Source organism: Pseudomonas mercuritolerans, from assembly GCF_025706525.1.
Taxonomy (GTDB): domain Bacteria; phylum Pseudomonadota; class Gammaproteobacteria; order Pseudomonadales; family Pseudomonadaceae; genus Aquipseudomonas; species Aquipseudomonas mercuritolerans.
In genome coordinates this window covers 782,944-804,119 of sequence record NZ_JAMSHA010000003.1, presented here as the reverse complement: position 1 = coordinate 804,119, position 21,176 = coordinate 782,944, and the positions used below count along the sequence as shown (strand labels likewise).

The following is a 21,176-nucleotide window of genomic DNA, read 5'->3' as shown; positions in this document are numbered from 1 at the left end:
CATATAACACCCAAGCAATTTGCGCTTAAAAGCCAGATTGCGGTGTGTGAAGACGAAACGAACCGAAAGTTCGAAACGCACAAACACCGACAGCTGTCACATACCCAATTTGCTGAAGCGAGGCCATCCGGTCCCGAGTCAGTACCCGAATTTCTTGACGACCATAGAGCGTTGGAACCACCTGATCCCATCCCGAACTCAGCAGTGAAACGATGCATCGCCGATGGTAGTGTGGGGTTTCCCCATGTGAGAGTAGGTCATCGTCAAGATTAAATTCCGAAACCCCAATTGCGAAAGCAGTTGGGGTTTTGTTTTGCCTGCGGGAAAGTTTTCAGCCTGCCACCGGGGAAATTCATTCTGAAGTGGACGGCCAGTTTTGATATGGTGCAGCTCGTTTTTTAACGGACTGATGTCCTGCCCACGGATCGGCACTCATTTATGTCAAAGAGTTGCTGTAGAAATGCCTGAACCAATCCCGATCAAGGATCATGAAAAAGAGACGCGGCTGGTCAACAAGCGATTGATCGCCTGCGCTCTGTTTGTCTTCGCCATCAGCTGCGCTCTGGTGGTGCGCCTGTACATCCTTCAGGTCGTGGAATTCGACTACCACTCGACCATCTCCGAAAACAATCGCGTCCATGTCCTCCCGATACCGCCAACGCGTGGATTGATCTACGACCGCAACGGTGTGTTGCTCGCCGACAATCGCCCCAGCTACAACCTGACCATCACCCGTGAGCGTGCCACCGACGTCAATCAAGAATTGGACGAAGTCATCAACTTGCTGCACTTGCCTGCTGAAGACCGCACGGTATTCGACAAGGCGATGAAGCAATCCCGGCATCCGTTCACACCGGTCACCCTGTTTTATGAGCTGACGGAAGAGCAGATTGCCGTCCTGGCGGTTAACGAGTTTCGCTTGCCGGGCATTGATGTCGAGCCGCAGTTTGTCCGCCACTATCCCCTCGGCGCCCATTTCGCCCATTCGATCGGTTATGTCGGTCGGATCAATGAAAAAGAATCGAAAACTCTCGACTCCGTGGAATACCGAGGTACGCAGTCCATCGGTAAAACCGGTATCGAGCGTTTTTATGAAGCGCAGTTGCACGGCCATGTCGGTTACGAAGAAGTCGAAACCAATGCTCAAGGCCGAGTGCTGCGCGTACTCAGGCACACCGATCCGGTGCCTGGTAAAAACATCGTCCTCAGTCTCGATGTGAAGCTGCAGGAAGCCGCTGAAGCTGCTTTGGGCAACCGCCGTGGTTCCGTGGTTGCCCTTGATCCGTCCACTGGAGAAGTGCTGGCCATGGTCAGCAACCCGAGCTTCGATCCGAATCTTTTCGTCACCGGGATCAGTTCAAAGGAATATTCAGCGCTGCGCGATTCCATCGACCGTCCGCTGTTCAACCGCGTATTGCGCGGCCTTTATGCCCCAGGCTCGACGATCAAGCCCGAAGTCGCCATCGCGGGTCTGGACGCCGGCGTCGTGACCCCGCAGACCCGCGTATACGATCCCGGCTACTACCAATTACCGGACTTCGATCACAAGTATCGCAACTGGAACCACAGTGGTGATGGTTGGGTGGACATGGACGCGGCGATCATGCGCTCGAACGACACCTACTTCTATGATCTGGCGCACAAGCTTGGCATCGATCGTCTGCACGACTACATGGCGATGTTCGGCCTTGGTGAAAAAGTCTCGCTGGACATGTTTGAAGAGTCGCCCGGTCTGATGCCGTCGCAAGCGTGGAAACGCGCTACTCGGCGACAGGCCTGGTATCCCGGCGAGACGGTTATTCTGGGCATCGGCCAGGGCTACATGCAGGTCACACCACTGCAATTGGCCCAGGCCACTGCCCTCATCGCCAACAAGGGGATATGGAATCGACCGCACTTGGCCAAGTCGGTCGACGGCGTTGCGCCGGTTGACGAGCACCCGATGCCGAACATTCTGCTTAAAGATCCGCGCGATTGGGAGCAGGTCAATCACGGAATGCAGATGGTCATGCACGATGCTCGAGGCATCGCACGAGCGGCGGCTGCGGGGGCGCAATACCGCATCGCTGGCAAGAGTGGTACGGCGCAAGTGGTGGCGATCAAGCAGGGTGAGCGCTACAACCGTGAGAAAACCCTCGAGCGCCACCGTGACAACGCCCTGTTTGTAGGATTTGCACCGGCCGAGCATCCGAAGATCGCCATCTCGGTAATGATCGAAAACGGCGAGGCGGGTGGTCGTGTTGCCGGTCCAGTAGTGCGGCAGATCATGGACGCCTGGTTACTCGATCAGGATGGCCACCTCAAGCCGCAATACGCAGCGCCGAGCAAAGCGCCGGGCGATCCTCACGTCTGAGGCGTAACGGTTCACAGCACAGGCTCCGTAAGCGGAGCCTGTGATTACGCACCGGGTACCGGGCAACTCATATCACCTTCCTCACATTTCAAATATTGCTTGAGCGACTCGACGCGCGTCTTGGTCATTCCCGTCAGGCAATCGCTGTAAATCAATGGATAGACACTCCCGCCGTCCACCCCAGAAGCCGAAAACTTGCACTCGGCATCCCGAAAGCTGACCCATGCCCGCTGCGCGTTGACCAACAGCCTCTTTCCGTCCGGGTTGTCCTTGAGACGCCCGGTGATCTGCTGATAGAGCGTATTCAACTCCTTGTCTGCCGCTTTGAAGGCTTGCCCCGCGCACTGATTCATCGTCGCCTGATCGCTGGCGTTGACGCAATCGACGGCGGCATGGGCGAAAGGGGCAAACATAAAGGGCGCAAGGGCCAGAAGCAGACGCACTGACATAAGGTTCTCGCTGTATCGAGTGGAAAAAGTGTATCGAGTGTTATGTACGTAGCCGGGAGGCCTCAAGCAAGCGATCCGCAGTGGCGGTGATTTCTTCGCCTTCATGCAGCCGCTCCAGCCAGTGTTCGGGAATTGCCCTAGCACCGTAGAAAGTACCTGCCAACTGACCCACGATAGCCGCCGTCGTATCCGCATCATCACCGAGATTGGCTGCTTTCAACACCGCGTCGGCATACGTCTGCGTGTGGTGAAAGCACCACAAAGCGGCTTCCAGCGATTTCACGCTATAACCGCTGCCTTTGATTTCGTTTTCCGCTTTGCCGAGATACTCACCTCGGGCAATTGCAGCCACATCGGGCTGGGAGAGAGATAACAGCGGCGCCCGGCGAAGCTGTGTTTTCTCCGCACCCTCAAGCGCTCGTGCGATCAGATCAGCCAGCAATAGGCAGCACTCGATTGCCTCCGGCGCAGCATGGGTTGTGCGCGAACTGTCGGCAGCGTGGATCTGGATCTGTCGAGCGTCCGGAAAATAAAACAGCACGACTGGTGCCAACCGCATCAGCGACCCGTTACCAGCAGTCAACGGATCACTCGACCCTGCGAAAGGCTCCCCGGTTCGCTGATACTGTTCCAGCGCCTGGCTGACGGTCATGCCGATGTCGAAACATTCACCGGTGGAGCTCAGGTATCCCCATTTCCACCAATTGAGATAGCGGCCCATCTGATCAGCCGCATCGAAACCGTTTTTGCGCAGCAGGCTTTCGGCCAGGCACAGTGCCATTGAGGTGTCATCGGTCCATTGCCCAGGCTTGAGCTGGAACGGGCCGCCGCCAACCATGTCGCTCAGCGGCAGGAATGATCCTCGCGGTTGGAACTCGACCGTTGTACCGACCGCATCGCCGCAAGCCAGGCCGAGGAGGGCGCCGCGATACCGATCGGCAAGAGAAGGCTGCATGATTCGTCCTTGTTTCTGCGGATTCGCTGGAAAGATAGCAGGTCAGGCGGCGCCGATCACAGAGCGGAAAATACCGCAGGATGTGTCCGCTCAAAGCGGTGGCTGCAGCGCCTGGATACAACTTCGCATTGGACATGTGGTCATACAAGCCTAGTGTTCAGAACAGGAGGTGACGTATGAAACCAGTACCTAACAGTTTCGAACGCAAAATCACGCTCAAGGCGTCGCGTTCCCACGTCTGGCGTGCATTGGTCGATGCCGAGGCCTTTGGCCAGTGGTTCGGCGTGGCTCTCGAGGGCCGGCGTTTCATCGCCGGCGAGTGGACGCAGGGCCAGGTCACGTACCCCGGTTATGAACACGTATTGTGGAATGTGCTGATCGAGCGGGTCGAGCCGCAGCAGTTGTTTTCTTTTCGCTGGCACCCGTATGCGGTCAACCCGAAGATCGACTATTCACAAGAGCCGACCACACTGGTCAAGTTCGAATTGCAGGACTTCGAAGACGGCACACTACTCAAGGTTTCGGAATCCGGCTTCGCGCACATCCCTGATATCCGTCAGAAAGAGGCGTATTACATGGACAGTCGCGGCTGGGAGGAGCAGTTGAGCAGGCTTGAACAGTTTCTCGCCGAAAGCGCCAGGGCTCGTGCAAGCGGCAGTGCCTGACAGGTCTAAGGGTTTTCGGAAGTGTCTGTATGGCGAATGTCTTACACGCGTTGGTAGCTTTTACGACTATTGCTGATTGGATCCACTGGGTAATCTACACACATCAACTGAGACACAGGGAGTGTTTCAGGATCATGGACGATCGACCATCGCAAGGATCGCTGCCGACAGGGAGTCGATAATGGTCTTGGGAAAAACCCGCTTCGGCGGGTTTTTTTTCGCCTGAATGCAGGAGCCGCCGAAGGCTGCGATCTTTTGATCCTGCTTTTGAAAGCCAAGTCAAAAAGATCACAGCCTGGGCGAATGTCACCCCGTCACGAAGCAATCAACTGCCGCAACACATAATGCAGAATCCCCCCGGATTTGAAGTACTCAACTTCATTCAAGGTATCAATCCGGCACAAGACTTCAATCTTCTCCTGACGCCCATCCTCGCGAGTGATTACCAGCGGCAGGTTCATCCGCGGCCTCAGCTCGACGCCGGTCAATCCCAGAATCTCAAACGTCTCTTTGCCGGTCAGATTGAGGCTCTTGCGGTTCTGATCAAGCTTGAACTGCAACGGCAGCACACCCATGCCGACCAGATTTGAGCGGTGAATGCGTTCGAAGCTCTCCGCAATCACGGCTTTGACGCCCAGCAGATTGGTGCCTTTCGCCGCCCAGTCACGGCTCGACCCGGTGCCGTACTCCTGACCGGCAATCACCACCAACGGCGTCCCCGAAGCCTGATATTTCATCGCTGCGTCATAGATCGCCATTTTTTCCCCGGTGGGAATGTAAATGGTGTTCCCGCCTTCCTCGCCCCCAAGCATTTCGTTGCGAATACGGATGTTGGCAAACGTGCCGCGCATCATCACTTCATGATTGCCGCGACGGGAACCGTAGGAGTTGAAGTCGCGCGGTTCGACGCCTTTTTCCTGTAGATAACGTCCGGCAGGGCTGTCGACCTTGATGTTGCCGGCGGGGGAGATGTGGTCGGTGGTCACTGAATCACCGAGCAAGGCCAAGACCCGCGCGCCTTTAACATCTTTGACTTCCGGCAGAGGGCCGGAAATGTCGTCGAAGAAAGGTGGATGCTGAATGTAGGTCGAATCGTCCTGCCAGACGTATGTGGCCGCTTGCGGCACCTCGATGGCTTGCCATTGTTCGTCGCCGGCAAACACTTCGGCGTATTCCTTGTGGAACATCGCCGTATTGACCTGATTCACCGCTTCGGCGATTTCCCGGCTGCTTGGCCAGATATCACGCAGATACACCGGATTGCCCTGTTGATCCTCACCCAGCGGTTCGCTGCTGATATCGGTGCGCACGCTGCCAGCCAATGCGTAAGCGACGACCAGCGGAGGCGAGGCCAGCCAGTTGGTTTTCACCAGTGGGTGTACGCGACCTTCGAAGTTGCGGTTGCCGGACAGGACTGATGCAACGGTCAGATCGGCTTTCTGAATGGCTTTCTCGATCGGCTCCGGCAATGGCCCGGAGTTGCCGATGCAGGTGGTGCAACCGTAGCCGACCAACGAAAACCCGAGCTGATCAAGGTACTGAGTCAGCCCGGCAGCCTTGTAATAGTCGGTGACGACCTTCGAACCCGGCGCCAATGAACTCTTCACCCAAGGTTTGCGCGTCAGGCCTTTCTCGACGGCTTTCTTCGCCAGTAACCCTGCGGCCATCATCACGCTCGGGTTGGAAGTGTTGGTGCAGGATGTGATCGCGGCGATCACCACTGCACCGTTTTTCAGGCGATAGGTCTTGCCCTCGTATTCGTAGTCCGCCTCACCGACCAGATCGGCGTTGCCCACGGCGACGCCGCCACCGCCCTCGCTTTCCAGGCGTCCTTCTTCCTTGCTGGTGGGTTTGAACTGCAGGTCGATGAAATCACTGAAGGCCTGCGCGACGTTCGGCAGCGAGACGCGATCCTGCGGGCGTTTCGGACCGGCCAGACTGGCTTCGACGCTGCCCATGTCCAGCGCCAGGCTGTCGGTGAACACCGGCTCCTGACCCGGCAGACGCCACAGGCCTTGAGCTTTGGTGTAGGCCTCGACCAGTTTCACCACTTCCGGCGGCCGGCCGGACAAGCGCAGGTATTCCAGGGTGACATCGTCGACCGGGAAGAAACCGCACGTCGCACCGTATTCCGGAGCCATGTTGGCGATGGTCGCGCGGTCGGCCAACGGCAGGTCGGCGAGACCGTCGCCATAGAATTCGACGAATTTGCCGACCACGCCTTTCTTGCGCAGCATCTGCGTCACGGTCAGCACCAGATCGGTAGCGGTAATGCCTTCCTTGAGCTTGCCGGTGAGTTTGAAGCCGATCACTTCTGGAATCAGCATCGACACCGGTTGCCCGAGCATCGCCGCTTCCGCTTCGATCCCGCCCACGCCCCAGCCGAGTACGCCGAGGCCGTTGATCATGGTGGTGTGGGAGTCGGTGCCGACCAGTGTGTCGGGGAAGGCGTAGGTGCGGCCATCCTCGTCTTTGGTCCATACGGTGCGGCCGAGGTACTCAAGGTTGACCTGATGGCAGATGCCGGTGCCCGGCGGGACCACGCTGAAGTTGTCGAACGCACTCTGGCCCCAGCGCAGGAAGGCATAGCGCTCGCCGTTGCGTTGCATTTCAATGTCGACGTTCTGTTCGAAGGCACTGGCGCTGGCAAACTTGTCGACCATTACCGAGTGGTCGATCACCAGATCCACCGGCGACAATGGATTGATTCGTTGCGGGTCGCCACCGGCCTTGGCCATCGCCGCACGCATGGCGGCGAGGTCGACCACGGCGGGGACGCCGGTAAAATCCTGCATCAATACACGGGCAGGGCGGTACTGGATTTCGCGATCGGAGCGGCGCTCCTTAAGCCAGGCGGCAATGGCCTTGAGGTCAGCGCCGGTGACGGTTTTTTCGTCTTCCCAGCGCAGCAGATTTTCCAGCAGGACCTTCAATGACATCGGCAGCTTGTCGAGATCGCCCAGGCTTTTGGCGGCTTCCGGCAGGCTGAAATAGTGGTAGGTCGTGGCGTCGATTTGTAGGGTTTTCAGTGACTTCAGACTATCGAGGGACGGCATTACGATCACTCCTTTGAGTCCGCACGGCTACGGACTGAGGGGACGGGCAGAGCATTAAACCTAGCCCTGTTTTGAGTAGCTGGCTAATAACTGGACTCTATGGACGGAACCAAGGTTCCGACTTCAGCTATCATGCGCCGGTTTTCGTGACAGGCATTGCGGCAACGCAAGGCTTGAGCATCGCGCAGCGGCCGAATGATCGACCGCTGCCCAGGAGTAAAAATGAACACCCTATTCATGCATTGCCGGCCCGGCTTCGAAGGCGAAGTCTGTTCGGAGATTTCCGATCTCGCCGCCCGTCTCAATGTGGCCGGTTACGCCAAAGCCAAAACAGCCGCGGCCTGCGCCGAGTTTGTCTGCACCGAAGCGGACGGTGCCGAACGTCTGATGCGCGGTCAGCGTTTCGCCGAATTGATCTTCCCCCGGCAGTGGGCGCGGGGCTTTTTCATCGATCTGCCGGAAAACGATCGCATCAGCGTAATCCTCGCGCACATGGCCGATTTCCCGGTGTTTGGCAGTCTGTGGCTGGAAGTGGTCGATACCAATGACGGCAAGGAACTGTCGAACTTTTGCAAAAAGTTCGAAGGCCCGCTGCGCAAGGCGCTGACCGCCGCTGGCAAACTGGTGGAAGACGCCAGCAAGCCGCGTTTGTTGCTGACCTTCAAAAGCGGACGCGAAGTGTTCCTCGGCATGGCCGATGCCGGCAATTCGGCAATGTGGCCGATGGGCATTCCACGCCTGAAGTTTCCTCGCGAGGCGCCCAGCCGTTCGACCTTGAAGCTGGAGGAGGCGTGGCACCACTTCATTCCGCGCGACCAGTGGGAAGATCGCCTGCACAGCGACATGACCGGCGTCGACCTCGGCGCCGCGCCGGGCGGCTGGACCTGGCAACTGGTCAACCGTGGCATGCTGGTGACGGCCATCGACAACGGCCCGATGGCTGAAAGCCTGATGGAAACCGGACTGGTCCAGCATCTGATGGCGGACGGTTTTACCTTCAAGCCGAAGCAGCCGGTGGACTGGATGGTTTGCGACATCGTCGAGAAACCGGCGCGTAACGCGGCGATGCTGGAAGAGTGGATCGGCGAAGGACATTGCCGCGAAGCAGTGGTCAACCTGAAGCTGCCAATGAAGCAGCGTTATGCCGAAGTGAAACGTCTGCTCGAGCGCATTGCCGACGGTTTCAAGGCGCGTGGGATCAAGGTTGATATCGGTTGCAAGCAGCTGTATCACGACCGCGAGGAAGTGACTTGTCATCTGCGCCGGCACGACACCAGAAAACCCAAATCGCGCTGACACAACACTGAACCTATGGGAGCGAGCCTGCTCGCGAAAGCGGTGGGGCTGACGGATTGCCTTCGCGAGCAGGCTCGCTCCCACATGGGTTGGACGATATCCCAAGCAATGCGCGACAATGCCGACCAGTTTCTGGAGTGAACCATGAGTGAAATGATCGATACCGCGGTCGACGGCACCCTCGACGCCACCGGCCTGAATTGCCCGGAACCGGTGATGATGTTGCACCAGCACATCCGCGATCTGGTGCCCGGCGGCCTGCTCAAGGTGATCGCCACCGATCCCTCGACCAAGCGCGATATCCCCAAGTTCTGCGTGTTTCTTGACCATGAGCTAGTCAGCCAGCACGAAGAGGCCGGCACCTATCTGTACTGGATTCGCAAGAAAGACGCTTAACAGCGGCTACACATAGAACAACTGTGGGAGCGAGCCTGCTCGCGAAAACGGTATCTCAGTCACTATTGATGGCGACTGATTCACCGCATTCGCGAGCAGGCTCGCTCCCACATTTTTTTGTCTTGCGTAAAGGCTCAACCCGCCGAACGACTGATCCGAATCCGCTTGCGCGCGCTGCGTGTCAGCCGGATCGACAGCATCAGTGCAGCGCAGCTCAAGCCGACGATCAAACCCTGCCACAAGCCGCTCGGCCCACGTGGCTCGCCGAGCCAATCGGTCAGGCCCAGCGCGTAACCCACCGGCAAACCAATCCCCCAGTAGGCGAACAGAGTCAGGATCATCGTCACCCGAGTGTCCTGATAGCCACGCAGTGCGCCGGCGGCAGTCACCTGGATCGCATCGGAAAACTGGAACAGCGCCGAGTAGACAATCAGCATCGCGGCAATGTGAATCACCGTTGGATCAGCGGTATAGATCGCCGCAATCGGCTCGCGCAGCGCCAGCATCAGGCTCGCCGACAGGCAGGCGTAGGCCAGCGCCGTGCCCATGCCGACTCCAGCGGCAAAACGTGCCTCACGCGGTTCCTCGCGGCCCAGCGCCTGGCCGACACGCACGGTGACCGCCATGCCCAGCGAATAGGGAATCATGAACACCAGGGAGCTGACGTTCAGCGCGATCTGATGCCCGGCCACCACCGTCGCGCCGAGGCTGCCGATCAGCAGGGCGATCACGGCGAAGATGCTCGACTCGGCAAACACCGCGATGCCGATCGGCAAACCGATCGACAGCAGACGTTTGATCACCGCCCACTGCGGCCAGTCGAAACGGCTGAACAGTTCGCTTGAGCGATAGGCCGGTGCCCAGCGTTCGTACCCGGCCAGGCCCAGCGCCATCACCCACATCACGATTGCCGTGGCCCAGCCGCAGCCAACGCCGCCCATGGCCGGAACGCCAAAGTGGCCATAGATGAAGATGTAGTTCAGCGGGATGTTCAGCGCCAGACCACAGAGGCCCAGCACCATGGCCGGGCGGGTCCGGCCGATGCCATCGCTGGTGCAGCGCAGCACGTGATAGAAGGCCACCGCTGGCAAGCCGCTGGCGATGCCGTGCAGATATTGCATGCACGGGCCGATCAACTCGGGATCGACCTTCATCAGGTGCAGCACAGGCTCGGCGGCGACCAGCATCGAGGTGGCGATCAATCCGACTACCAGTGCCAGCCACAACGCCTGACGCACGATCGGGCCGATCTCGCTGTGCTTGCCGGCGCCGAAACGCTGGGCGACTTTTGGTGTGGTGGCCAACAGGGTGCCGGTCATCAACAGAAACACCGGCACCCAGATCGAGTTGCCCAGCGCCACCGCCGCCAGATCTTTGGGCCCGACGCGCCCGGCCATCACCGCATCGACGAAGCCCATGGCCGTGGTCGCCAGTTGCGCGATGATGATCGGCAGGGCGAGGGCGAGCAGGTTTTTCAACTCCAGGCGAATCCGCGCAGGGCGGCTCAGCGAGACGGCGACAGGTTGGTCAGTTACAGGGTTCACAGGCAAAGCGTCCAGAAAGTATTGATGCGCAGAGCGGCGCATTCTACGCCGCTGACGCCTCGGTCAGGAAAAATCCTCTGTTGCGCATTTGTAAGCGCAAACCCTGCTGGCTGATCGACGCGTCAGCACCTAAACTGCCGATCCGCCCAAGGAGCCCGCCATGCTGATTGTTGCCGACGAAAATATCCCGCTGCTCGATGCCTTTTTTGCCGGTTTCGGTGACATCCGCCGAGTGCCGGGCCGCTCCATTGACCGCGCGACGGTCGAGCAGGCTGATGTGTTGCTGGTGCGTTCGGTGACCAACGTCAATCGCGCGCTGCTCGAAGGTAGCAAGGTGCGCTTTGTCGGCACCTGCACCATCGGCACCGATCATCTGGATCTTGACTACTTCAACGAGGCCGGGATCTGCTGGTCGAGCGCGCCGGGTTGCAATGCTCGTGGTGTTGTCGACTACGTGCTGGGCAGTCTGATGACACTGACCGAGATCGAAGGCGCAGATCTGACTCAGCGCACTTACGGCGTCGTCGGCGCCGGTGAAGTGGGGGGGCGCTTGATCAAGGTCCTGAAGGGCCTGGGCTGGAACGTCAAGGTCTGCGATCCGCCGCGGCAGGCTGCCGAGGGAGGTGATTATGTCAGCCTTGAGCAGATCATCGAGCAGTGCGACGTGATCAGCCTGCATACGCCATTGACCCGCAGCGGCGACTCTGCAACCTGGCACCTGTTCGATCAACAGCGTTTGCAGCAACTCAAGCAGGGTGCCTGGCTGATCAACGCGGCGCGTGGCCCTGTGGTGGATAACGTTGCGCTACGTGAGGTGCTGCTGGAGCGCGAGGACCTGCAAGCGGTGCTCGACGTCTGGGAGAAGGAGCCGGAAGTCGACCCTGCGCTGGCCGAGCTCTGCTTATTGGCCACGCCACATATTGCCGGTTACAGCCTCGACGGCAAGCAACGCGGGACCGCGCAAATCTATCAAGCCTACTGCGCTTTCAGCGGCCAACCTGCAGTTATCCAGTTGAGTGATCTGTTGCCAGCGGCATGGTTGTCGGAGGTATCCCTGCACTGTGACAGCGACCCGGCGTGGGCGCTGGCGATGTTGTGCCGGGGCGTGTACGACCCGCGCCGCGATGATGCGGATTTCCGCCGCAGTCTAGTGGGAAATGTCGCTGAGCAGCGTGCGGCGTTTGACGCGTTGCGCAAGCAGTATCCGGTGCGACGCGAGATCGAAGGGCTGAAGGTGCGAATCGAAGGTGATGCGCCGGGGTTGCGGCAGATTGTTGAGGCGCTGGGGGCAACCCGTGTCCTGTAGGAGCTGTCGAGTGAAACGAGGCTGCGATCTCTTGATCTTGCTTTTTGGAGATCAAAAGATCGCAGCCTTCGGCAGCTCCTACACGATTCGCAGCTAAATTACAGACATAAAAAACCCGGCCAATCAGGGCCGGGTCAGGAAGGCGTTGGCTGTATCACTCTTGTTCGACAGGCTTGACCAATCGCTTCTCCAGTTCGCGGCAAGCGTCCTGGATCATGTCTTCAGTGATCGGTACTTCGCGGCCCTGCTCATCGATAATCGAGCAACCCAGAGACTGGTCGGGTTTGGTGCGGATCACTTCAATCTTGTCTTCGCTGCTGTGTTGCAAGGACATGGCCTGTCTCCTCATCAGGTTGTGTGCCTAAGTTAAAACCGCCACGTGACCAGGCTGTGACAACTCCCTGCGGTCTGTCGGCGGGCGGCATCTCTACTCAAACAGAAATGACCGCTCGTCTCAACCGCAACCTTAGACCAATCGTTTCTAGCATCCGGACATCCCGGGCATATTTAACCTGACTCATTGTGATTTACAGAGTTCCACCCCATCTGAGTCTGTAGGCTGGCCCGATCCATCTGCACAGACGTGAACTCCATGATCTCCATGCTTTCTTCCCGACACCGGCGCGCCCTGCGCCTGACCAGTCATTTTCTCCTGCCGTACCGCTGGCATGCCTTCGGCGCATTGCTCGCGTTGATCGTCACCGCCGGCATCACCCTGTCGATGGGGCAGGGCATCAAGTTGTTGGTCGATCAGGGCTTCATGACCCGATCGCCGCATCTGCTCAATCAGTCCATCGGGATTTTCATGCTGCTGGTGCTCGGGCTGGCCCTTGGCACCTTTGCCCGTTTTTATCTGGTGTCGTGGATCGGCGAGCGCGTGGTCGCCGACATTCGTCGCCAGGTGTTCAATCACTTGGTGTATCTGCATCCGGGCTTTTATGAGGACAACCGCAGCTCGGAAATCCAGTCGCGCCTGACCGCTGACACGACCTTGCTGCAATCGGTGATCGGTTCGTCGCTCTCGCTGTTCCTGCGCAATCTGCTGATGGTGATCGGTGGTGTAGTGCTGCTGTTCATTACCAATCCGAAGTTGACCAGCATTGTCGTGATTGCACTGCCGCTGGTGATCGCGCCGATCCTGATTTTCGGCCGCCGCGTGCGCAATCTGTCGCGCCAGAGCCAGGATCGCATCGCCGATATCGGCAGTTACGTGTCGGAAACCCTCGGCCAGATCAAAACCGTGCAGGCCTACAACCACCAGGTGCAGGACGAGCAGCGTTTCGCCTCGACCGTCGAGCAGGCGTTCGAAACCGCGCGCAAACGGATCTTCCAGCGGGCGTGGCTGATCACGCTGGTGATCGTGCTGGTGCTTGGCGCGGTGGCGGTGATGTTGTGGGTCGGCGGCATGGACGTTATGGCCGGGCGTATCTCGGCCGGGGAATTGGCGGCATTCGTTTTCTACAGCCTGATTGTCGGCAGTGCGTTCGGTACGCTGAGCGAAGTGATCGGAGAGCTGCAACGCGCTGCGGGTGCTGCTGAACGCATCGCGGAATTGCTGCGCTCGGAAAACATCATCCAGCCACCGTCGACCGGACTGGTCACTTTGCCAGCGCGAGTCAAAGGAGAACTTGAACTGCGCGACGTGCGTTTTTCCTACCCGTCGCGTCCGCAAAGCTACGCCGTCGATGGCTTGAATCTGACGGTGAGGGCAGGCGAAACACTGGCATTGGTGGGGCCGTCCGGCGCCGGCAAGTCCACGGTTTACGACTTGTTGCTGCGCTTCTACGATCCACGCGAGGGGCAGGTTCTCCTCGATGGCGTGCCGCTGACCAGCCTTGACCCGCTGGATCTGCGCCGCTGTTTCGCCCTGGTCTCGCAAACCCCTGCTTTGTTCTTCGGCAGTGTGGAGGACAACATCCGCTACGGCTGCCCGACGGCCACGCTTGAACAGGTCAAGGAAGCTGCGCGAATTGCCCACGCCCACGGCTTCATCGAACAAATGCCGGACGGCTATCAGACTCATCTGGGAGACGGCGGCCTCGGGTTGTCCGGCGGTCAGCGCCAACGTCTGGCCATCGCCCGCGCCTTGCTGGTAGACGCGCCGATCCTGCTCCTGGACGAAGCCACCAGCGCCCTCGATGCACAGAGCGAGCATCTGATCCAGCAGGCCCTGCCAACGCTGATGGAAAACCGCACCACGTTGGTCATAGCGCACCGACTGGCCACGGTGAAGAACGCTGACCGGATTGCAGTGATGGATCAAGGCAAGCTGGTAGCGGTGGGGACGCATCAGCAATTGATCGCCAGCAATCCGCTGTACGCACGGCTGGCGGCGTTGCAGTTTAATGATGGTTATGAGGCGACTAAACAGAACTGATGCATGGCGCCAACATCGGGCATCATTACGAACTGCATGATTCCAGGATGAGGATATGAGTCGTTATCAGCCGCCGCTGACCCTGACTGCACGAATGATTACGCTGATCGCCGAAATCAGCGAACAAATAGGTCAACTCCTGGCTGTGGACGATAGTAGGCAGACGCCTCAGCTGCGTCGAAGCAATCGAATCCGTACGATTCAGGCTTCGCTGGCTATCGAAAACAATACATTGAGTGTTGAACAGGTCACTGCGGTCATTGCCGGGCGGCGTGTCTTGGGGCTGCCCAAAGAGATACAGGAAGTCCATAACGCTTTCGAGGCTTATGAGTCGATGGCCGCTTGGGATCCGGCCAGCAAGGCTGATCTTTTGCGGGCCCACGAGCTATTGATGAAAGGTTTGATCGAGGATTGCGGGCAACTGCGCCGTACGGGCGTTGGCATCTATCGAGGCGATCAGTTGGTGCATATGGCGCCGCCGCCGAGTCGGATTGCGCATTTGATCGATGACCTCTTGGCATGGCTTGGCTCATCCGATTGGCATCCGCTGATCATCAGCTGTGTCTTCCATTACGAATTCGAGTTCATTCATCCTTTCGCGGATGGAAATGGGAGGATGGGGCGTCTCTGGCAAACGCTGATTCTAAGTCAGTGGCGACCGGTGCTTGCCTACTTGCCAGTTGAGGCGGTTATCCGGGATCAGCAGGATGCCTATTACGCTGCGCTCTCGACAGCGGAGCGGATGGCAGAATCGACGCCGTTTGTTGAATACATGCTTCAGGCGTTGAGTCTTGCACTGCGCGAGGCCGTTGAAAGTGAGCAAGCGGCCGACCCAGTAACCGACCCAGTAAGGAAGCTGTTGCAAACGTTGGATAACCGGGCGCTGAAAACCAGCGAGTTAATGGGCGAGTTGGGCCTTAGACATAAAGCGACATTCAGGTCCAACTACCTTAAACCCGCGCTGGCAGCGGGATTTGTACAAATGACGGACCCTCAGAGTCCGAACAGTCCTGTTCAGAAATACCTGCTCACCGAGGCAGGCAAGCTCAAGGTCGCGCAGGAGAAGAGATAGATCTGCTGCACTTAAAAAATGCCCGCATTCCAGTGCGGGCATTTTTGTTAAGCCAGATCAAAAGATCGCAGCCTTCGGCAGCTCCTACGTAACCGGCATTACCGGTTACTGATCATCAAAATATCGCTCATGCCAATCCACCAGCGGCTGCGGCGAGTTGAGCTTCTGGCCGTAGATTACCGAGTACGACAGCACGTTCTGCACGTATTGCCGGGTTTCGTCGAAGGGGATGCTTTCCACCCAGACGTCGAAACTCAGGTGATCAGCGCCGCGCAGCCACTGGCGCACGCGGCCGGGGCCGGCGTTGTAGGCGGCGGAGGCGAGTACGCGGTTGCCGTTGAACTGGCTGTGTACCTGGCTGAGATAAGCGGCTCCCAGTTGGATGTTTTTGTCTGGATCCAGCACTTGCTGGGGCGAAGCCAGGGGAATGCTGAACTTGCGCGCGGTTTCCTTGGCCGTACCGGGCATCAATTGCATCAGACCGCTGGCGCCGACGCCGGAGCGCGCGTCGTCCATGAAGGCGCTTTCCTGCCGGGTGATGGCGAACACCCAGCTCGAATGCAGGCCGCGAACCTTGGCTTCACGCACGAGGGTATCGCGGTGAGCCATCGGGAAGCGGATGTCCAGATCGTCCCAGTACTGTGCCTGACTGATCGTGCGGATTGCCGGGAAGTACCACTTCAGGTCGTAGGCCAGTTTGGCCTGGGCGACCATTTCATCGCGGTTGAAATGCCGGCTGACGTGATACCACTCGCGGCGCCCGTCGACGATCTGCCCGCGTGCATGAAACTCCAGTGCGCGGCGAACCCCGGGGGTATTTCGCACTTTGTTGATCAGCGCCTGGCTGAGCACCAGCGGTTTGTTGTTCAGCGAGTAAGGCGATTGTGAGCGGTCTGCGGCGAGGAAACCGTAGAAGTCACGTTCCCGCGCCAGATTCTTGTACAGCGTAAGCGCTTGCGGGTTCTGCGGCTGGGCCAGTTCCAGGCTGCGCGCCTGCCAATAGCGCCAACGGTTGGTGGTGGCCAGGTCTTGCGGCAGACGTTTGGTCAGCTCATAGGCATCATTCCAGCGAGCCAGACGCAAGAGCAGACGCAGGCGCCATTCCGAGACGGTGTTGTCGCGCAGCTCCGGATCGTATTTGGTCATGACGTCCAGCGCGCGGCTGTCGAAGCGGCGCGCCAGGGTCAGGCCGATCTCGCGGGCGATCGCGACCTTTTCATCGCGTGAGAAATGCATGCTGCTGGCGTAACCGTCGAGCAGGGCCATGGCCTTGTCCGGATCCTGCCGAGCGAGGCGGCGCAGGCCGAGGCTGACGACGTCTGACATCGGCTCGTCGGCCGGGGTGAAGCGCGACGGCTGGTTGAGCAGTTCGGGTTTCTGCGCCACATCGACCAGCAAGCGACCGCGCGGGGCGAGGGTGGTCAGGCCGTTGATCAGGCTGTTGGCCAGCGGATAGTTGCGCGCCTGCGCGGCAAGTTTGGTGCGCTCCCAGCGTTTTTGCTCGGTGAGCTGGCCGTCGGCAGCCCAGATACCGAACAGCGCGTCACAGGCGGCCGGTTGCGATTTGCCGGTCAGCCAGAGTTTTTCTGCGTTGGCATAGCCTTCGGCTTTCTTGTCGTGGCTGATCTGGTACTGCGCGTTGAGGCAGTCGAGTTCAGTGAAATTCAGCTTTGGATCGTAATACTTGACGAACGTCGCCCAGTCGCCGCGATCGGCCAGCCAGCGCAACCAGCGCAGTTTCATCCAGTTGGCTTGCGGCAGGTCACCGTGTTCGGCGAGGAATTTCTCGATTTCCGCGTTGCTCGCGGTCTTCAGGCGCGCGGTCAGCTCGTCGTAGGCCAGGTACGGCTCCAGCGGATAATCGGCCAACGCCTGGCTGTAACGGAAATACGGGCCGGTATCGCCCTTGGCCAGTGCGCGTTTGGCTTCATCGTAATACTGGCGTTGGGTGGACAAATCCACCGCCTGGACGGATTGAGCGGCAGCGGCGGTAAGAAACAAGCAGGACAAAACACTGAAAAGGCGACTGCGCATGAGACATCCGGGCAGAGAAATCATGACAAGTGCCGATCGGAATCCGCACTGAATTGCCTGTAGCTTAGCCTTTTGCCAGCAAGCGGCGAAAGCTTTGCGCGCCTCGCTGCACAAGTTCGCAACAAATGTTGTGCAGAGTGCTTCGACAGACAAATTGCCGGCCTGCTGAAGCCTCAAGTCAGGTAGAATGCGCCCCCGGTTTTTGGAGAAGCTCATGACCCTGCTCAAATTCAGCGATGTGTCCCTTGCGTTCGGCGCTATGCCGTTGTTGGACAAGGTGTCCTGGCAGATCGCCCGTGGTGAGCGGGTGTGCATCATCGGCCGCAACGGCACTGGCAAGTCCAGCATGATGAAACTGGTCAAGGGCGACCAGAAGCCCGATGACGGCTCGGTGTGGCGTGCCCCCGGTCTGAAAATCGGCGAATTGCCGCAAGAATTGCCAGTGGCCGACGACCGGACGGTCTTCGACGTGGTTGCCGAAGGCCTGGACGGTGTTGGCGCCTTGCTCGCCGAATACCATCACCTGAGCCAGAACATCGTCACCGACGCCGATCTGGACAAACTGATGCACGTTCAGCACGACCTCGAAGCCCGTGACGGCTGGCGCTTGCAGACGCTGGTCGACAGCACCCTGAGCCGCCTGCAACTGCCGGCCGACAAGACCCTCGCCGAACTCTCCGGCGGCTGGCGTCGTCGCGTGCTGCTGGCGCAGGCGCTGGTGTCCGAACCGGACCTGCTGCTGCTCGACGAACCGACCAACCACCTGGACATCGGTGCGATTGCCTGGCTCGAAGAGGCGCTGAAAGATTTCCAGGGCGCCGTGCTGTTCATCACGCACGACCGTTCCTTCCTGCAAAACCTCGCCACGCGCATTCTCGAACTGGATCGCGGCGGCCTGATTGACTGGAACGGCGACTACGCCAGTTTCCTCGTGCACAAAGAAGCTGCGCTGGCTGCTGAAGAAACCGCCAACGCGCTGTTCGACAAGCGACTTGCTCAGGAAGAAGTGTGGATCCGTCAGGGTATCAAGGCCCGGCGTACCCGTAACGAAGGTCGCGTGCGCGCGCTGAAAGCCCTGCGCGTTGAGCGCAGTGAGCGTCGCGAGCGTACCGGCAAGGCCAACATCCAGCTCGAAACCGCCGACAAATCCGGCAAACAGGTGATGGTCCTCGAGAACGTGAGCTTCGCGCATCCGGGCGGGCCGTTCCTGATCAAGGATTTCTCCATGGTCCTGCAGCGCGGCGACCGTATCGGTCTGCTCGGCGCCAACGGTACCGGCAAGACCACCCTGTTGAAACTGATGCTCAGCGGTCTGCAACCGACCAGCGGTAAAGTGGAAGAGGGCACACGCATCGACGTGGCGTACTTCGACCAGTTGCGCCATCAGCTGGATCTGGAAAAAACCGTGATCGACAACGTCGCCGAAGGTCGCGACTTTATCGATATCGACGGTCAGAGCCGCCATGTGCTGAGCTATCTCGGTGATTTCCTGTTCAGCCCGCAGCGTGCGCGTACGCCGGTCAAGGCGTTGTCCGGTGGCGAGCGTGCGCGTCTGTTGCTGGCGAAGCTGTTCAGTAAACCGGCGAACCTGCTGGTACTCGACGAACCGACCAACGACCTCGATGTGGAAACCCTCGAGCTGCTCGAAGAAGTGCTGCTGACTTTCAACGGCACCGTGTTGATGGTCAGCCACGACCGGGCATTCCTCGATAACGTGGTGACCAGCACCCTGGTCTTCGAAGGCGAAGGCAAGGTTCGTGAATATGTCGGCGGCTATCAGGACTGGATCCGTCAGGGCGGCTCGCCGCGTCTGTTGGGTGTGACTGAAAGCAAGTCGGGCAAGGCTGACCTGAATTCGGCGGTGGTTACCGCTGAGCCGGCTCCGGTGGCTGCGCTTGCCGCTGCTGCTCCGGTTGCCAAGAAGAAACTCAGCTACAAGCTGCAGCGTGAGCTGGAAGCCTTGCCGGGCGACATCGACGCCAAGGAGCAGCAGATCGCCGCGGTTGAAGCGGAAATGGCTGAAGCCGGTTTTTACCAGCGTCCGCCGGCGGAAACGGCCAAAGTGATTGCTTCGTTGGAGCAATTGCAGGCCGAGCTGGATGCGTTGGTGGAGCGTTGGGCCGAGCTGGATGCCTGATCGGTTGTGATGTGAAAAAGCCCGGCGCTCAGTGATGAGCGCCGGGCTTTTCATATGTAACGCGATCTACAGGCTGGAACAGGTAACTGTGTGAGCGAGCCTGCTCGCGAAAGCGGTGTGTCAGGCAGCACTCATATTGAATGTGCCGACGTATTCGCGAGCAGGCTCGCTCCCACAAAGAGCAAGGCAGATCAACGTTTGACCAGGTGCACCGCCAGTACATCGCATGGCGCACCGTGCAGCACGTCATTCGCGGTCGAGCCGAGCAGCAGTGCCAGGCCATGACGGCCATGGCTTCCGACCACGATCAGATCGCACGCTTGTTCCTTGGCGAAATGATGGATTTCCTGGCGTGGCTGGCCGTAGGTCAGATGGCAATTGGCGCCTTCGAGCTCGGGGTACTTCGATTTGAGTTTTTCAAGACGCTCCTTGGCCTGATCAAACTGTTGTTGTTGCAGTTGTGACAGGTCCATTGGCACGTCGCCACCGAAGGCCATGGCCATAGGTTCAACGATATGCACCAGCGACAACTTGGCAGCGTTGCTCACCGACAGCTCGCGGGCGCGGTGGATCACAGGGTCGCACTCTTCGGTCAGATCTACGGCGACCAGTATGTGGTGGTAGGGCATGAGGTGCTCCTCCTGAGGGTTCGATATTGGTAAGTATGGCTGGTTTCAAGCGCATTGGTTCGCTAGTGACACAATGGGCTCATCAAAAATCGGGAGTACAGATATGACGGTCTGGCTGGTGGTGTCAATCCTGCTGGTAGTTTTAAGTCCGCTGGCATGGTTGCGCCCGTCGCGCACGCAGAGCGGGCGCATGGCCCTGCGCATGGAAGCGCGACGCATCGGCCTGGCCATGCAGCTGGCGCCGCAGGAGTGGCCGCACTGGCTGCTGCCGGAGCCGCCGAATCCCTGCGCCCAATACCACCGGCCGCGGCGTGGCAGTCAACCGGCGTGCTGGACCTACTGGCAGAAAACCCCGGGCGTGTGGGTCAACCAATGGCAGGAAGTCTGCAGTGACCGGACCCTGCTCGATTATTTCGAAAAATTGCCGGGGAATGTTTTCAAGATCGAAGCGGACAAGCAGATGATCGCCTTGTACTGGGGTGAGAAGGGCGAGGCGACGGTTCTGCAGGATATCGACGCGACGCTGAAAGCACTGGCGTGATGCGCGGACTTTTCTCACTGCAACGGTGTGAAACGTCCGGCAGACGCGCAATAAAAAGCCCGACATGATTCGTCGGGCGGGTTGGCCAGGCAGGCCGGTAATCTTTTTTTGCGGCAGGCGCTTTGATCGCCCCGGCAAATTTCCTCGCAGTCCCCCCAGCGTAGCCTTCTGAACAGGGCGCGGCGGAAATTAGGGCGACTTTTCTAACTATTGATTCTATGAATGGTTGCACATCGGGGCGGGTGTTGCTGCTCATCATGGTGCAGAAATGACTGCAAAGTCGCATTTCAGCCCGAATTTAGGGCGATTGACAATTGTCAGAAATTCCGTGAAGGTGACGTACCCGAATCAAACGGGCGTATGAAT

At 59.0% G+C, this 21,176-nt stretch carries 16 protein-coding genes and 1 rRNA gene; 10 read left to right on the top strand and 7 right to left on the bottom strand.

The genetic code is table 11. The annotated features are described in order from the left end of the window. The first annotated feature begins 153 nt into the window (after positions 1-153). Together rrf and mrdA are read left to right on the top strand one after the other, a co-directional pair. Positions 154-269, top strand: a 5S ribosomal RNA gene (gene rrf, locus ND528_RS12145). Between the two features lie 191 nt (positions 270-460). Beyond that, the gene (gene mrdA / locus ND528_RS12140) at positions 461-2,353 is read left to right on the top strand and encodes a penicillin-binding protein 2 (RefSeq protein WP_137214623.1); all 1,893 of its coding nucleotides are present in this window, start codon (positions 461-463) and stop codon (positions 2,351-2,353) included. A 44-nt stretch (positions 2,354-2,397) separates the two neighbouring features. Here mrdA and ND528_RS12135 read toward each other — a convergent pair whose 3' ends face one another. Together ND528_RS12135 and ND528_RS12130 are read right to left on the bottom strand one after the other, a co-directional pair. Then, entirely contained in the window at positions 2,398-2,802 is a 405-nt protein-coding gene (locus ND528_RS12135; RefSeq protein WP_263470405.1) for a lysozyme inhibitor LprI family protein, read from the bottom strand. Between the two features lie 40 nt (positions 2,803-2,842). Then, positions 2,843-3,757 (bottom strand): ADP-ribosylglycohydrolase family protein, encoded by a 915-nt coding sequence (locus ND528_RS12130; protein ID WP_263470404.1) that lies wholly within the window; start codon positions 3,755-3,757, stop codon positions 2,843-2,845. A 176-nt stretch (positions 3,758-3,933) separates the two neighbouring features. On the opposite strand from ND528_RS12130, the gene ND528_RS12125 reads away from it, so the two are divergent. Beyond that, positions 3,934-4,422: an SRPBCC family protein gene (locus tag ND528_RS12125; RefSeq protein ID WP_186566086.1), complete on the top strand. Its 489-nt coding sequence runs from the start codon at positions 3,934-3,936 to the stop codon at positions 4,420-4,422. 314 nt (positions 4,423-4,736) lie between these two features. Here the strand turns inward: ND528_RS12125 and acnA are convergent, their stop codons facing one another. Further along, on the bottom strand, positions 4,737-7,478 hold the full coding sequence (gene acnA, locus ND528_RS12120; RefSeq protein ID WP_263470403.1) for an aconitate hydratase AcnA: 2,742 nt from the start codon (positions 7,476-7,478) through the stop codon (positions 4,737-4,739). Positions 7,479-7,700: 222 nt separating this feature from the next. On the opposite strand from acnA, the gene rlmM reads away from it, so the two are divergent. Both rlmM and tusA read left to right on the top strand, forming a co-directional pair. After that, entirely contained in the window at positions 7,701-8,774 is a 1,074-nt protein-coding gene (rlmM, locus tag ND528_RS12115) for a 23S rRNA (cytidine(2498)-2'-O)-methyltransferase RlmM (protein WP_263470402.1), read from the top strand. A 144-nt stretch (positions 8,775-8,918) separates the two neighbouring features. Further along, complete coding sequence (gene tusA, locus ND528_RS12110; protein WP_130909902.1) at positions 8,919-9,170, top strand: sulfurtransferase TusA; 252 nt, start codon at positions 8,919-8,921, stop codon at positions 9,168-9,170. A 134-nt stretch (positions 9,171-9,304) separates the two neighbouring features. Here the strand turns inward: tusA and ND528_RS12105 are convergent, their stop codons facing one another. Further along, a complete protein-coding gene (locus ND528_RS12105; protein ID WP_038862250.1) occupies positions 9,305-10,714 on the bottom strand; it encodes an MATE family efflux transporter in 1,410 nt (469 codons plus the stop codon). A 160-nt stretch (positions 10,715-10,874) separates the two neighbouring features. On the opposite strand from ND528_RS12105, the gene pdxB reads away from it, so the two are divergent. Further along, positions 10,875-12,020 (top strand): 4-phosphoerythronate dehydrogenase PdxB, encoded by a 1,146-nt coding sequence (gene pdxB / locus ND528_RS12100; protein WP_263470401.1) that lies wholly within the window; start codon positions 10,875-10,877, stop codon positions 12,018-12,020. Positions 12,021-12,174: 154 nt separating this feature from the next. Here the strand turns inward: pdxB and ND528_RS12095 are convergent, their stop codons facing one another. Then, on the bottom strand, positions 12,175-12,354 hold the full coding sequence (locus tag ND528_RS12095; RefSeq protein ID WP_130909900.1) for a PA1571 family protein: 180 nt from the start codon (positions 12,352-12,354) through the stop codon (positions 12,175-12,177). Positions 12,355-12,612: 258 nt separating this feature from the next. Here ND528_RS12095 and ND528_RS12090 point away from each other — a divergent pair, with 258 nt between their 5' ends. After that, positions 12,613-14,397: an ABC transporter transmembrane domain-containing protein gene (locus ND528_RS12090; RefSeq protein WP_263470400.1), complete on the top strand. Its 1,785-nt coding sequence runs from the start codon at positions 12,613-12,615 to the stop codon at positions 14,395-14,397. A gap of 55 nt (positions 14,398-14,452) precedes the next feature. Further along, positions 14,453-15,469, top strand: a complete 1,017-nt coding sequence (locus ND528_RS12085) for a Fic family protein (protein ID WP_130909905.1) — start codon at positions 14,453-14,455, stop codon at positions 15,467-15,469. A gap of 105 nt (positions 15,470-15,574) precedes the next feature. Here the strand turns inward: ND528_RS12085 and ND528_RS12080 are convergent, their stop codons facing one another. Beyond that, positions 15,575-17,503 (bottom strand): transglycosylase SLT domain-containing protein, encoded by a 1,929-nt coding sequence (locus tag ND528_RS12080; RefSeq protein WP_263470399.1) that lies wholly within the window; start codon positions 17,501-17,503, stop codon positions 15,575-15,577. Positions 17,504-17,717: 214 nt separating this feature from the next. Between ND528_RS12080 and ND528_RS12075 the strand changes: the two genes are divergently transcribed. Then, a complete protein-coding gene (locus ND528_RS12075) occupies positions 17,718-19,640 on the top strand; it encodes an ATP-binding cassette domain-containing protein (protein ID WP_125918334.1) in 1,923 nt (640 codons plus the stop codon). A 191-nt stretch (positions 19,641-19,831) separates the two neighbouring features. Here the strand turns inward: ND528_RS12075 and ND528_RS12070 are convergent, their stop codons facing one another. After that, positions 19,832-20,269 (bottom strand): universal stress protein, encoded by a 438-nt coding sequence (locus ND528_RS12070; protein ID WP_016775498.1) that lies wholly within the window; start codon positions 20,267-20,269, stop codon positions 19,832-19,834. 103 nt (positions 20,270-20,372) lie between these two features. On the opposite strand from ND528_RS12070, the gene ND528_RS12065 reads away from it, so the two are divergent. Further along, positions 20,373-20,810, top strand: coding sequence for a hypothetical protein (locus tag ND528_RS12065; RefSeq protein WP_024013641.1), 438 nt, complete (start codon positions 20,373-20,375; stop codon positions 20,808-20,810). Positions 20,811-21,176 lie beyond the last annotated feature (366 nt).